The following is a 13,796-nucleotide window of genomic DNA, read 5'->3' on the forward strand; positions in this document are numbered from 1 at the left end:
TCTTAATTAGTTTAACTTTAATTCTTCAATTTTTATATTTTCTAAAATTAACTTTTCATCTGAAGACATTATAGATAAAGTTTCAAATGGTTGGTTAGGAAAAAACAACTCTGTAAATACGGTTTCTCCATTATTATAAAATACTTCAATAGATGTTTTATCTAACAGGACTTGTACTTTCAAATTATTTGAAGAATTTGCTTTTTTTGCTTTTGAAATGGTATTAGCAAATTTTTCTGAAAAATCTACTTTTCCAGATTTTTGTCTGTTTAAAAAATAAAGCTTGTTTTTATTATCTAACCCAAATGAAAGTGTATCTCCAAATTTATTATGAAACAAAAATGTGTATTGTTCTTCTTTTAAATTATTTATTTGCAACTCCACTATTAAACGTGCTAAGTCTATTTTGTTTTTAGAAATAATATCTTCTTGCTTTTTAACAATAAGTGAGTCCTTTTTAATAGTTTTTGATACATGTTTATACAGCTCAGTTACTGGGTTAGAAACTAACAAGTAACCATTGTCAGATTTTTTAAGCTTCAGTTCTCTTGCAATGGTCATAGTGCTTCTCCAAGTTTCGGTTGGTACGTCTCTGGCATATTCCCAATTAGACATCCATCCCATAAACAATTTTCTACCATCGTTTTTTGGTATATTAGACCATGTTACTCCTGCATAATTATCTCTACCATAATCTAACCAAACCGCTTTTTCTTGTAGTAGTTGTTTATTAAAATCTACATCTACAGTAAACGTATTGCCATCAAAATCACCAATAAAATATTGTGTACCACTACCTCCATTTGGTGCTGCTGGATTTATGCTAACAATTAATACCCATTTAGTAGTTTCGCTTCCCTCAACCTTAATAGGAAATAAATCTGGACATTCCCACATACCATCATGTTGTCCTAAATCTTTTCCAAAATCTGACTCTAAAGTCCAGTCTTTTAGATTTGCAGAGCTATAAAACATAATTTTATCTGCTGCTGCCAAAACCATAATCCATTTATTAGTCTTATTATCCCAAATTACTTTAGGGTCTCTAAAATCTTTTATCCCAGGATTTGAAATCACTGGGTTTTCATCATACTTAGTCCAAGTCAACCCTTCGTCTAAAGAATAAGCGATAGACTGCGTTTGAAAGTCTAAAGTACCATCCTTTTCGCCTTGCATATTATGATGTGTAAACATGGCAATAATTGGTGTAATACCATCTTTACCAAAGCCTGAAGTATTATTATGGTCAACCACAGCACTTCCAGAAAAAATTAACCCTAAATCATCTGGATAAAGTGCTATTTGTTGTTCTTCCCAAGTAATCATGTCTTTACTAATTGCATGTCCCCAATGCATAGGACCCCAAACATTTCCGTCTGGATAATATTGAAAATATAAGTGATATTTTCCGTTTAAATAGAACATACCATTAGGATCATTCATCCAATTTGCTTTTGGTGTAAAATGAAAATTTGGTCTATATAATGTTTCTTCAGTAGTTGAATTTAATGAAACATCTGTTTTAGTTTTTTCAGCTGCTTCCTTTTTTTTACAACTTGTAACTATTAGTGATAATACTAAAACTAGGATTAATAAATTGTGTATTCTATTTTTCATCTTTTATCAATTTTTTACTTAATTCTTCAAGTGAGACTCCTTTGGTTTCTGGCATCATAAAAATTACAAATAATAACTGAAAAACCATCATAATTGCAAAAAATAAGAATACAACTCCAGCTCCAATTGTAGAAAATAACATAGGAATTAATGCAGGAATTAATGCTGCTAAAAACCAATGTGTGGAACTACCAAACGATTGACCTGAGGCACGTAAATGATTAGGGAAAATTTCGGAAATAAATACCCATATTACTGCACCTTGACCAATAGCATGTGCTGCTATAAATAAGAATAAAAAGATAGGAACTGCCATACCTGTCCAACCAAAGAAAAAAGCACAAGCCACTAGACTTAAAGAAATTATATAACCAATAGAACCAATATACATTAATGTTTTACGTCCTAACCTATCAATTAAAAACACACCTAATAGTGTAAATACTAAATTTGTAACCCCTACACCAATACTACTTAACAATGCTGTACTTTCTCCTAAACCTGCCTCTTCAAAAATTCTGGGTGCGTAATACAAAAACGCGTTAATACCAGACAACTGATTAAACATGGCAATTAAAAATACTAAGGTTAACGGAAACCTATATTTTTTCAAAAAAATATTTTCTTTTTTTGTGCCTTCCAGATTGTTAGAGTTATTTATTTCCAACAAGAGTTTTTCAGGATCTGCTTCAGGATTAATTATAGACAAAACTTTTTTTGCTTCATCATTTCTAAATTTTGAAATTAACCATCTTGGACTTTTTGGGACGCTTAACATAAATAACGTATAAATTATTGCAGGTATAGCTTCCACACCTACCATCCATCGCCAAGCATTTTCTCCAATTCCGTTTAATAAATAATTAGATAGAAAAGCAACTAGAATTCCGAATACAATATTAAACTGGTACAAAGCCACTAGTCTTCCTCTATCTTTTGCAGGAGCAATTTCAGAAATATATGCTGGAGCTGCAATGGTAGAAGCTCCAACACCTAAACCGCCAATAAATCTAAAAAACGCAAATGTAAAAGGGTCATTAGCAAAAGCGGAACCTATTGCTGAAACTGTATATAAAATACCTATAATTAATAAGGTGTTTTTACGTCCTAATCTATTGGTTGGAATGCCTCCAAATAAAGCTCCAACAACAGTTCCCCATAGTGCCATTGCCATTACTACAGAGCCATGAAAAGCATCTGAAGATTGCCAGAGAGCCTGTAGTTTTTTATCCGCACCCGAAATTACAACGGTATCAAATCCAAACAAAAATCCAGCAAGTGCAGCTGTAATTGACCAAATTAATATTTTTTTATTCATGGTATTTTAAGGTTTAAAAAACCAAAATAGAGAAACTTTATACATTCGTTAAATTTTATATACTGAAACCACTAATTTAACAACCGAAAACGTTTTCGATTTACAAGAAATTGTACTTATCTAATAATTTACCTTTATTTAATATGGCTAATAATTTAAAAAATGATTATTACTTTAAGTAATTAATGAAGTATTCCTATAAATTATTAAAACTAAACATTTCGTTTTTACCGAAACTATTTAGTTTTACTTTTTTTACCTATATTTATTCTAAAAATAGAATTAGATGAAACCAGTTACTCTTAAACAAATTGCAGAACAACTTAATATTTCTGTAACTACAGTTTCTAAAGCATTAAAAGATTATCCAGATATAAGCAAGAAAACCAAAGGATTAGTAAAAGAATTAGCAAAAACACTTAACTATAAACCCAATTCTTTTGCTGTTAATTTAAGAAATAGTGAATCTAAAACTATAGGATTAATAATTCCTGAAATTGTACATCATTTTTTTTCGAGTGTTATTAAAGGAATTGTTGAACAAGCAGAAAAAAAAGGTTTTTTAGTTATTATACTACAATCTAACGAATCTTATGAATTAGAAAAAAAGCAGATTGATTTACTTTTAAGTCAACGTGTAGATGGTATTTTAATTTCATTAGCCAATGGAACTGCTAAATTTGATCATATTAATGAAGTAATTGATCAAGACAAACCAATCGTGATGTTTGATAAAATAGCTAAAATTGTTAAATGCTCTAAAGTTATAATTGACGACAGGAAAGCTGCTTATGCAGCTACGCAACACTTGATTGATATTGGTTGTAAAAGAATTGCTCATTTTAGAGGACCGCTTTTACCACAAAACTCAATAGACAGGTTTCTTGGTTACAAGAAAGCCTTATTGGATAACAACTTGCCTTACGACCCTTCTTTAGTCTATATATGTGACTGTGGAGACACTAGTTTTGAAGATGGTAAAAATACCGCTAAACAATTATTAGAAGATCATGATGATGTTGATGGCATTTTTATTAATACAGATTTAGTTGCAATTGGAGCTATTTCTGAATTTAATAAATTAGGAGTTAAAATTCCAGAAGATATTTCTATTGTTGGCTTTAGTAATTGGTTTATGTCTTCTGTAATCTCTCCCACTTTAAGTACCATTGACCAACCAGGTTATTTAATGGGTAAAACAGCTTTTAAACAATTATATAAAGAAATTAAAAAAGTTAAAAAAGATGAGCCTATCATTCCAAAAATAATAGGGCTTAATACTAAACTTATTAAACGAGAATCTACTAATTTGGTTTTAAAAAACTAATATTTCGCTGTAATCCAGAAAACTTAGTTCGCTTTACAGCAGATTTTTGAAACACTTTTTTAAACACATCTTCAGTAATCTCTTCCCAATCTTTTTTTGTCATTTCTAATAACTCTGGATGTGGATTAAATAATGGCTCGTTGTGTGGTTTAGAAAACTTATTCCAAGGACACACGTCTTGACAGACATCACAACCAAACATCCAATTATCAAACTTGCCTTTCATACTTGTTGGTAATTGGTCTTTTAGTTCAATGGTGAAATAACTAATACATTTACTACCATCTACAACATATGGGTCTACAATGGCTTGTGTTGGACACGCATCTATACATGCTGTACAAGTTCCACAATGGTCTGTTGTAGCATAATCGTATTCTAAATCTAAATCAATAATAAGCTCTGCAATAAAATAAAAAGAACCAACTTGTTGGGTCAACAAATTACTGTGTTTACCTACCCAACCTAATCCTGATTTTGCAGCCCAAGCTTTGTCTAAAACTGGAGCGGAATCTACAAAGGCTCTTCCGCTTACTTCTCCTATTTCTTCTTGAATAAAATGCGTTAGTTCCTTTAATTTTGATTTTATTACATGATGGTAATCGTTCCCATAAGCATATTTAGACAGCTTTGGTACATCTGCGTCTTTTTGTGTTTCTGAAGGAAAATAATTAAGTAATAACGAAATGACGCTTTTTGAGTCTTCTACTAATTTTGTTGGATCTAAGCGTTTATCGAAATGGTTTTCCATATAACTCATTTCGCCATGCATATTTTTGTTTAGCCAGTTTTCTAAACGTGGTGCTTCAACCTCTAAAAATTCTGCTTTGCTAATGCCACAAGATAAAAAACCGAGGCGTTTTGCTTCGGCTTTAATAAGTTGAGAATGTTTCGCTTTATTATTTATCATAGTTAAACTGACTCTGAAATAAATACAGAATAACGCAAGTATTAAAACAAACCTCCTTGCGTTGGACCTTTAATTTTTCCTAAATGTTTATAAGCTAATTCTGTGACTTCGCGACCGCGTGGCGTTCTCATAATAAAGCCTTGCTGTATTAAAAACGGTTCGTAAACTTCTTCAATGGTTTCGGAGCTTTCACTAACTGCTGTTGCAATTGTTGAGACACCTACAGGTCCGCCTTTAAATTTATCTATAATAGTTGAAAGGATTTTGTTGTCCATCTCATCCAGTCCATAAGCATCGACGTTTAGCGCTTCAAGACTAAATTTTGCTATTTTTATTTCAATACTTCCATTACTTTTTATCTGCGCAAAATCGCGTACACGTCTTAATAATGCATTTGCTATTCTTGGTGTACCTCTGCTTCTACCAGCAATTTCTATGGCGGCTTCCATGGTAATAGGAACATTTAAAATTTGTGCACTACGCTCTATTATAGTACTCAGCAACTCGGTAGAATAATACTGCAACCTACTTTGTATTCCAAAACGAGCACGCATGGGTGCCGTTAGTAGTCCCGAACGTGTTGTTGCTCCTACAAGTGTAAATGGATTTAAATTTATTTGGACTGTTCTGGCATTAGGTCCAGATTCTATCATGATATCAATTTTATAGTCTTCCATTGCAGAATATAAATATTCTTCAACTATGGGACTTAAACGATGAATCTCGTCTATAAACAATACGTCTCTATCCTCCAAATTTGTTAATAAACCTGCCAAATCTCCTGGTTTATCTAAAACCGGACCTGAGGTTACTTTAATACCTACATTTAACTCGTTAGCCAAAATATTTGCTAAAGTGGTTTTTCCTAAACCTGGAGGTCCATGAAATAAAGTATGATCTAAAGCTTCGTCTCGCTGGTTCGCTGCTTGTACAAATATTTTTAAATTTTCTAATACTTGATCTTGACCTGCAAAATCTTGAAAAGATAAAGGCCTTAATGTTTTTTCAATATCGAATTCTTCAGGTGAAAAATTTTCGCTGGATGGATTCAGGTTTTCGTTCATAGTATTTCCCATAACAATGGGAATCTTTTTAATTTTAACAGGACATTCGTGTTTCATCAGGAATGACTAATAGTTAAGTAAAACAAATATAAAGAAAAAGCCTTTTAGTTCTATTATTAACTAAAAGGCTTTACTATTGTTTTTAAATCTTGATTAAGAGGTTTCTATTTTAAAACCCTTTTATGAGATTTCTCTTTTAAATGAAGGTTAGTGTTGTAGTTCTTCCTCACCGTCTTTAAGTGGTACAATTTGCGACACCCAATCTTCCTCATGACCTGGTTTGCTATAATCGTATGCCCAACGATGTACGTGAGGGATTTCTCCTGGCCAGTTACCGTGTATATGTTCTACTGGTGTCGTCCATTCCATAGTATTAGACTTCCATGGGTTTTGCATTGCTTTTTTACCAAAGAAAATACTGTTGAAGAAGTTGTATAAGAATACAAGTTGAAAAACACCTCCTACTAATGCGAAAATGGTTATTACTACATTTACATCTTGTAAATCGTCGAATAATGGAAAGTTACTATTTGTATAATAACGTCTTGGTAAACCTGCCATACCTATAAAGTGCATTGGGAAAAACACACCATAAGCACATACTGCAGTTACCCAAAAGTGTACATATCCTAAATTTTTATTTAGCATGCGCCCAAACATTTTTGGGAACCAATGATAAATACCGGCAAACATACCATATAGTGCCGAAATACCCATTACTAAGTGGAAGTGAGCGACTACGAAGTAGGTATCATGGACATTAATATCTAATGCACTATCTCCAAGAATAATTCCTGTTAAACCACCCGTTATAAATGTTGAAACCAATCCTATTGAAAATAACATGGCCGGATTCATTTGGAGGTTTCCTTTCCAGAGTGTCGTGATATAGTTAAATGCTTTTACCGCTGAAGGTATCGCAATTAATAATGTTGTAAATGTAAATACAGATCCTAAGAAAGGGTTCATACCTGAAATAAACATATGGTGTCCCCAAACAATTGTCGATAGAAAGGCAATGGCTAAAATAGAGGCAATCATGGCGCGATAACCAAAAATTGGTTTACGGGAATTGGTTGCTATAATTTCAGATGTAATCCCTAATGCTGGCAATAATACAATATAAACTTCTGGATGACCTAAGAACCAAAACAGGTGTTCGAATAATACTGGAGAACCTCCTTGATAATGTAGTACTTCACCTTGTATAAATATATCTGATAAGAAGAACGAGGTCCCAAAGCTTCTATCCATTATTAATAATAATGCTGCAGATAATAACACAGGAAAGGAAATTATACCTATAATCGCTGTTACAAAAAACGCCCATATTGTTAAAGGTAGTCTTGTCATAGACATGCCTTTAGTCCGCAAATTAATAACTGTAACTACGTAATTTAAAGATCCTAATAGTGACGATGCAATAAATATTGCCATAGAAACTAACCACATAGTCATACCTGCTCCCGAACCTCCTTGAGCCATTGGTAAGGCACTTAACGGTGGATAGATTGTCCAACCTGCTGCTGCTGGTCCTGCTTCAACAAAAAATGACAATACCATGATAACACTAGAGATAAAGAATAACCAGTACGATATCATATTCAAGAATCCAGATGCCATATCTCGTGCACCAATTTGCAACGGAATGAGTAAGTTACTAAACGTACCACTTAATCCAGCGGTTAGTACAAAGAATACCATAATAGTACCATGAATGGTTACTAATGCTAAATAAATATCTGCATCCATAACACCTTCAGGTGCCCATTTTCCTAATAGTGCTTGAAAGATTACATTTGGCTCTTCTGGCCATGCAATTTGCATACGCATCATTAAAGACATTATAACACCAATAACTCCCATTATAGTACCTGTTATTAAGTACTGCTTAGCAATCATTTTGTGATCCTGACTAAATACATATTTAGTTACGAATGTTTCTTTATGATGGTGATCGTCGTGAGCGTCGTGAGTATCTGCGTGTGCTGACATAATCTGTATATCTTTTTAAATCTTTTTAATTATTTCTTGTAATGAAAAATGCTAACTGTAAACTACTCGTTTGGTATAACATCTTCATCTAAAGTTGTATCATTAGCTGGTACAACCTCTTCTTTAGCTAATTCGTTTTCACTTTTAATAGATTCATCCTCAGCTGAAGGTATTTGGTCCATTACTGCTTCATCTTCAATTAGAGAATCTTTAAACGCTTTTTGTGTTTTCATCCAAGCATCATATTCTTCTTGCGTTTCCACAATTATTTTCATTTGCATATTGTAGTGAGACTTACCACAAATCTTGTTACATAGTAATAAATAATCGAAATCGTAACGCTCTAATCCTTCTTCGCCTTTGGCTACTAAAGCTTTACTTTTTTCAATTCTTATTTTGTTGATGTTTGCAACTTTATCTATCATTTCTGGCGTTTCACGCATCTCTACAGTGGTCACTGTTGGTGTAAAGCCAAATTGAGTAATCATACCAGGAACACAGTTCATTTGTGCTCTAAAGTGTGGCATATAAGCTGAGTGCAATACGTCTTGCGATCGCATTTTAAATAATACTGGACGCCCCACTGGTAAGTGTAATTCTGTAGTAATAACATCGTCTTGTGCGTTAGGATCTGACTCATCAACACCTAATATATTTGCACGATCAATGTCTATTAATCTCACGTTAGCCTTCCCTAAAGTATTATCTTCTCCGGCATAACGAGCTTTCCAGTTAAATTGTTGCGCATATAATTCTACTACTAAAGGATCGTTTTCAGTGTCTACATTCATAATTGTAGTCCAGGTAAATAAACCTTGTATAATTAATACCGCTAATACAATTACTGGAATAATAGTCCAAATCGCTTCTAACTTATTATTATCGGCATAAAATAGTGCCTTTTTCCCTTTTTCGCCTTTGTATTTGTAAGCAAAATAATGTAGTAAAAACTGAGTTACCGTTTGTACGAAGAATATAATGATCATAGAGATAATCATTAAACTATCTATTCCTGGTCCATGTTCTGAAGCTGAGTTAGACATTAATGGTAAATCTCCCCACTTTACAAAACAAATAATAGTGATTACATAAATGAAGATTAAAAAACCTAACATTAAATAACCGTTAATTCTATTGTCTTTGTCGTCTGCAACTTGATTACTTCCTCCAGCAGTTTTGCCTTGGGTTAAATCGAATATCTTGACCATTTGCCAGATAGCAACGAAAATAAATACTAAAACTAAAATTGATAATAAAGCCGTCATTGTTGTCGTTCTTCTTTATTGAATTATTTTATTAATAATGAAAATGTTCACTCTCTTTAACAAATGGATTTCTTATTGGTGTTAATGGTGCTTTGGTAAGCGCTGTAAACACTATGAAGATAAATAATCCTGCAAAGAATAACATTGAACAAATTTCTGGGATACCAATATACCATTGGTCACCTACTGTTGCTGGCATAATCATATTGAAAACATCAATATAATGACCTCCTAATATTACAATACCTGTCATTACCACAAACCAAGGAATACGTTTGTAATCGCTGTTCATTAACAATAACAATGGGAATATAAAATTCAATGCTAACATACCAAAGAATGGTAATTTATAATCTTCGATACGTGTTATAAAATAGGTTACCTCTTCAGGAATATTTGAATACCAGATTAACATAAATTGAGAGAACCATAAATACGTCCAGAAAATACTAAATCCAAACATAAATTTCGCTAAATCGTGTATGTGGCTATCATTAACCTTTGGCAGTAAACCTTTTCCTTTTAAATAAATGGTAATTAAAGCGATTGTTGTAATACCACAAACCATCATTCCCGCAAATACGTACCAACCAAATAATGTTGAGAACCAGTGTGGATCTACACTCATAATCCAGTCCCAAGACATCATAGATTCTGTATAAATAAAGAACACTAAAAATGCTGCTGAAATACGAAAGTTCTTTATGAAGTTTCTGTTATCATCTGCTAAATCCTGTGCAATTGAGAATTTTCTTGAAAAATGTCTATATAATGACCAACCACCAATAAAAATTAATCCTCTAATGATGAAGCCCCAAATGTTTAACCATCCAGATTTACCTTGTATTAATTTATCGTGGGCTACCACTTCTGGATCCATCCATATAAAAATATTGTTATGGCCAATAAAGTGAGATAACGCAGCTATTAATAAAACGATTAAAGCGCCTGGTAATAAATATGCCGTAATACCTTCCATTACTCTAAGTAATAGAGGAGACCATCCCGCTTGCGATGCATATTGAATAGCATAGAATGCTAAAACACCTAAAGAAATCATCATGAAAAAGAATGCAGCTATATAGAATGCAGACCATGGTCTGTTGTGCATGGCGTGCATAACATGATTTACATGTTTGGTATGCTCATCTACCATATCATGACTTCCATCATGTGTAGTGGTCGTATCATGATTTTCATCATGACTTGTTGCTTCCGTATGATTAGCTACTTCTCCGTGCTCTGCAGCATCGCCATGTCCACCTCCATGGTGAGACTCGTTTGCTAACATCGTTTCAACTTCGTCAAACGTGACATGAGAAGTTAAAAAACCATAGCCAACACCTAATGCTCCAACGATCATTAAAATGATTGCAGTTAATCTTAGTCTATTTGAAATTTTGTATTCCATTATATATTCTTTAACTAAATCTTATTTTTCTAAATCTGCTTTCAATTTCATTACATAAGCAACAACTTGCCAACGCTCTTCCTCATTAAGTTGATTAGCGTAAGAACCCATTGTGTTTTTACCATAGTATATAGTATGATAAACTGAACCTTCTGTAATGGCTCTTCCAGCATCATCGTAACTTGGGATACCAAGAATTTTTTCTCTCTTTACTAACGTACCTTGTCCGTCTCCTTTATTACCATGACATATTGCACAGTAAATGGCATAAAGCGGTCCGCCTTTATCATAATCTACCTGCTTAGCGTCTAATTTATTTTTTAAAGTATCCTTTGCCAATAAATAGCCTTCGTTAGTATTTTCAATATCAAAAAGTGAATATCCTCTTGCAATTGTCCCTTCAGCAGGTAATTGTGCCTCCATCTCGTTTTTAAGTATTTCCTTACCGTCTACCATAATACTTGCCTCTTGATAAGTTTCGTATCCTACAGACTCGTACATGTTTGGCATGTACTCATAATTAGGTCTTGAGTCTTTTTTACAAGATGCTATAGATAGTAGCACTAATACTAATACTGTTAATTTAATACTGCTTTTCATCTTTTATAATTAATGCGTATTATTTATTACGTTTATCTCCACTGCACCAGTTTGTGATAATAAATCGTGTAACTCTTTTTCGTTACCATGAACTGGAATTTCCATTAAAAAATGGTCGTCTGTTGTTCTTAAATCGGGATTTTCAGCTTTTTTAAAAGGCCACATTCTACTACGTAAATAAAATGTAATTACCATTAAGTGCGCTGCAAAAAATACCGTTAACTCAAACATAATAGGCACAAAAGCCGGCATGTTCTCTAAATAACTAAAGCTTGGTTTACCACCAATATTTTGTGGCCAGTCTTCAATCATAATAAAATTCATCATTACAATCGCAACTGCCAGACCTACACAACCATACATAAATGATGCGATTGCTATTCTTGTTGGCGCTAATCCCATAGCCTTATCTAGTCCATGAACTGGAAATGGCGTATATATTTCTTCAATGTGATGTCTTTCAGCTTTTACCTTTTTCACGGCAGCCATTAACACATCGTCATCGTTATAAATAGCGTGAATTACTTTTGAAGTTTCCATATGCTACTTTTAGTTTATTAATTTTTTAGCTTGTCCAGACCAATCATCACGCTCTGCCCTTCCCGGGAAAGAACCTGTAATTTCATCTAACAACGTATATTCTCTATTTGTCATCTTACTTACTTGCGCATAAGTAAAGATGCCTATACTATTTAAAGTTTGTTCCATTTTTGGACCAATACCATTTATTACCTTTAAATCATCGGCAGTTTGTGTTGCCGGATCGAAAGCGCCAACACCTTCAAGTAAATTACTTACCTTGGTATCCTCTTTAGCAAATGTTGGTGTTAAAGTTGTTTCTTGAGGCAACTTGTATTCAGAGGTTCTTTCATCTGATCCTGTACCCATTAAACTATCTCCTCTTTCTCTAATATTTTTATAACGTTCTCCAGAAGATTTTAAAATCGTCTTCACCTCTGCCTGTGCAATTACTGGGAAAGTTCTAGAGTATAATAAGAATAACACAAAGAAAAAGCCTATGGTTCCAATAAAAATTCCAATATCTACAAAAGTAGGAGAGAACATTGTCCATGATGATGGTAAATAATCTCTGTGTAATGATGTAACAATAATTACAAAACGCTCGAACCACATTCCTATGTTTACTACAATTGATATAGCAAATGAGAACATAATACTTGTACGTAGTTTTTTAAACCACATGAATTGAGGTGAAAACACGTTACAAGACATCATGGCCCAATACGCCCACCAATAAGGACCTGTTGCTCTGTTTAAAAAAGCATATTGCTCGTACTCTACTCCAGAATACCAGGCAACAAATAACTCTGTAATGTAAGCCACACCAACAATAGAACCTGTAATCATAATTACAATGTTCATTAGCTCGATATGTTGTACTGTAATATAATCTTCAAGGTTGCATACTTTCCTCATAATTATAAGGAGTGTGTTTACCATAGCGAATCCTGAGAAAATCGCTCCAGCAACAAAGTAAGGCGGGAAAATAGTGGTGTGCCATCCAGGAATTACTGATGTTGCGAAATCGAAAGATACAATGGTATGTACAGAAAGTACTAATGGTGTTGCTAAACCTGCAAGTACCAATGATACTTCTTCAAAACGTTGCCAATCTTTAGCTCTACCAGTCCAACCGAAACTTAATAAGCTGTATATTTTCTTTTGGAAAGGCTTAACTGCACGGTCACGAATCATAGCGAAATCTGGTAATAGACCTGTCCACCAGAATACTAATGATACTGATAAATAGGTTGAAATCGCGAATACATCCCAAAGTAAAGGAGAGTTAAAGTTTACCCATAAGGAACCAAACTGGTTCGGGATTGGTAATACCCAATAGGCTAACCATGGACGACCCATGTGAATAATTGGAAACAAACCTGCTTGGACTACAGAGAAAATTGTCATTGCCTCTGCCGAGCGGTTAATTGCCATTCTCCATTTCTGACGGAAAAGTAAAAGTACGGCAGAGATTAGTGTTCCTGCGTGACCAATACCAACCCACCAAACGAAATTAGTAATATCCCAAGCCCAACCAACGGTCTTGTTCAATCCCCAAGTTCCAATACCAGTAGATATTGTATAAATAATACAACCAATTCCCCAAAGAAAAGCAACCAATGCGATTGAAAATACAATCCACCATTGTTTGTTGGCTTTTCCTTCTACAGGTGCAGCGATATCTACGGTTACATCGTGATACGATTTTTCTCCTGTAACTAAAGGTCTTCTAATAGGTGCTTCGTAATGAGACGCCATAATCCTTTT

General features: G+C 33.6%; 11 protein-coding genes. 1 reads left to right on the top strand and 10 read right to left on the bottom strand.

The genetic code is table 11. The features are described from left to right. Positions 1 to 6: 6 nt before the first annotated feature. Complete coding sequence (locus ACVC43_RS07600; RefSeq protein WP_452223904.1) at positions 7 to 1,617, bottom strand: glycoside hydrolase family 32 protein; 1,611 nt, start codon at positions 1,615 to 1,617, stop codon at positions 7 to 9. Then, positions 1,607 to 2,935 carry a sugar porter family MFS transporter gene (locus ACVC43_RS07605; RefSeq protein WP_452223905.1) on the bottom strand — a complete coding sequence of 443 codons (1,329 nt, stop codon included), beginning with the start codon at positions 2,933 to 2,935 and terminating at the stop codon, positions 1,607 to 1,609. Before ACVC43_RS07605 ends, ACVC43_RS07600 begins: the two co-directional genes overlap by 11 nt. Before the next feature lie 286 nt (positions 2,936 to 3,221). Here ACVC43_RS07605 and ACVC43_RS07610 point away from each other — a divergent pair, with 286 nt between their 5' ends. After that, the gene (locus ACVC43_RS07610) at positions 3,222 to 4,262 is read left to right on the top strand and encodes a LacI family DNA-binding transcriptional regulator (protein WP_452223906.1); all 1,041 of its coding nucleotides are present in this window, start codon (positions 3,222 to 3,224) and stop codon (positions 4,260 to 4,262) included. Here the strand turns inward: ACVC43_RS07610 and queG are convergent. The 8 genes from queG to nrfD all read right to left on the bottom strand — a co-directional run bounded on the left by queG (position 4,240) and on the right by nrfD (position 13,787). After that, positions 4,240 to 5,172: a tRNA epoxyqueuosine(34) reductase QueG gene (queG, locus tag ACVC43_RS07615; RefSeq protein WP_452223907.1), complete on the bottom strand. Its 933-nt coding sequence runs from the start codon at positions 5,170 to 5,172 to the stop codon at positions 4,240 to 4,242. The two genes, ACVC43_RS07610 and queG, sit on opposite strands and share 23 nt — an antisense overlap. Positions 5,173 to 5,213: 41 nt before the next feature. Continuing rightward, positions 5,214 to 6,236: a Holliday junction branch migration DNA helicase RuvB gene (gene ruvB / locus ACVC43_RS07620; protein ID WP_452224075.1), complete on the bottom strand. Its 1,023-nt coding sequence runs from the start codon at positions 6,234 to 6,236 to the stop codon at positions 5,214 to 5,216. 207 nt (positions 6,237 to 6,443) lie between these two features. Next, positions 6,444 to 8,231 (bottom strand): cytochrome c oxidase subunit I, encoded by a 1,788-nt coding sequence (locus ACVC43_RS07625; RefSeq protein ID WP_452223908.1) that lies wholly within the window; start codon positions 8,229 to 8,231, stop codon positions 6,444 to 6,446. Between the two features lie 62 nt (positions 8,232 to 8,293). Beyond that, positions 8,294 to 9,496, bottom strand: a complete 1,203-nt coding sequence (locus ACVC43_RS07630; RefSeq protein WP_452223909.1) for a cytochrome c oxidase subunit II — start codon at positions 9,494 to 9,496, stop codon at positions 8,294 to 8,296. Between the two features lie 31 nt (positions 9,497 to 9,527). Then, a complete protein-coding gene (locus ACVC43_RS07635) occupies positions 9,528 to 10,907 on the bottom strand; it encodes a quinol:cytochrome C oxidoreductase (RefSeq protein ID WP_452223910.1) in 1,380 nt (459 codons plus the stop codon). 21 nt (positions 10,908 to 10,928) lie between these two features. Further along, positions 10,929 to 11,507, bottom strand: coding sequence for a c-type cytochrome (locus ACVC43_RS07640; protein WP_452223911.1), 579 nt, complete (start codon positions 11,505 to 11,507; stop codon positions 10,929 to 10,931). 9 nt (positions 11,508 to 11,516) lie between these two features. Then, positions 11,517 to 12,047 carry a DUF3341 domain-containing protein gene (locus tag ACVC43_RS07645; RefSeq protein ID WP_452223912.1) on the bottom strand — a complete coding sequence of 177 codons (531 nt, stop codon included), beginning with the start codon at positions 12,045 to 12,047 and terminating at the stop codon, positions 11,517 to 11,519. A gap of 9 nt (positions 12,048 to 12,056) precedes the next feature. Then, a complete protein-coding gene (gene nrfD, locus ACVC43_RS07650) occupies positions 12,057 to 13,787 on the bottom strand; it encodes an NrfD/PsrC family molybdoenzyme membrane anchor subunit (protein WP_452223913.1) in 1,731 nt (576 codons plus the stop codon). Between the last annotated feature and the right edge of the window lie 9 nt (positions 13,788 to 13,796).

This window comes from Lacinutrix chionoecetis, assembly GCF_053604665.1.

Excerpts from the sequence above, each read along its gene's own strand:
- ACVC43_RS07600 (WP_452223904.1), bottom strand. The coding sequence starts at position 1,617 with ATGAAAAATAGAATACACAATTTATTAATCCTAGTTTTAGTATTATCA.
- ACVC43_RS07605 (WP_452223905.1), bottom strand. The coding sequence starts at position 2,935 with ATGAATAAAAAAATATTAATTTGGTCAATTACAGCTGCACTTGCTGGA.
- ACVC43_RS07610 (WP_452223906.1), top strand. The coding sequence starts at position 3,222 with ATGAAACCAGTTACTCTTAAACAAATTGCAGAACAACTTAATATTTCT.
- queG (WP_452223907.1), bottom strand. The coding sequence starts at position 5,172 with ATGATAAATAATAAAGCGAAACATTCTCAACTTATTAAAGCCGAAGCA.
- ruvB (WP_452224075.1), bottom strand. The coding sequence starts at position 6,236 with ATGAACGAAAACCTGAATCCATCCAGCGAAAATTTTTCACCTGAAGAA.
- ACVC43_RS07625 (WP_452223908.1), bottom strand. The coding sequence starts at position 8,231 with ATGTCAGCACACGCAGATACTCACGACGCTCACGACGATCACCATCAT.
- ACVC43_RS07630 (WP_452223909.1), bottom strand. The coding sequence starts at position 9,496 with ATGACGGCTTTATTATCAATTTTAGTTTTAGTATTTATTTTCGTTGCT.
- ACVC43_RS07635 (WP_452223910.1), bottom strand. The coding sequence starts at position 10,907 with ATGGAATACAAAATTTCAAATAGACTAAGATTAACTGCAATCATTTTA.
- ACVC43_RS07640 (WP_452223911.1), bottom strand. The coding sequence starts at position 11,507 with ATGAAAAGCAGTATTAAATTAACAGTATTAGTATTAGTGCTACTATCT.
- ACVC43_RS07645 (WP_452223912.1), bottom strand. The coding sequence starts at position 12,047 with ATGGAAACTTCAAAAGTAATTCACGCTATTTATAACGATGACGATGTG.
- nrfD (WP_452223913.1), bottom strand. The coding sequence starts at position 13,787 with ATGGCGTCTCATTACGAAGCACCTATTAGAAGACCTTTAGTTACAGGA.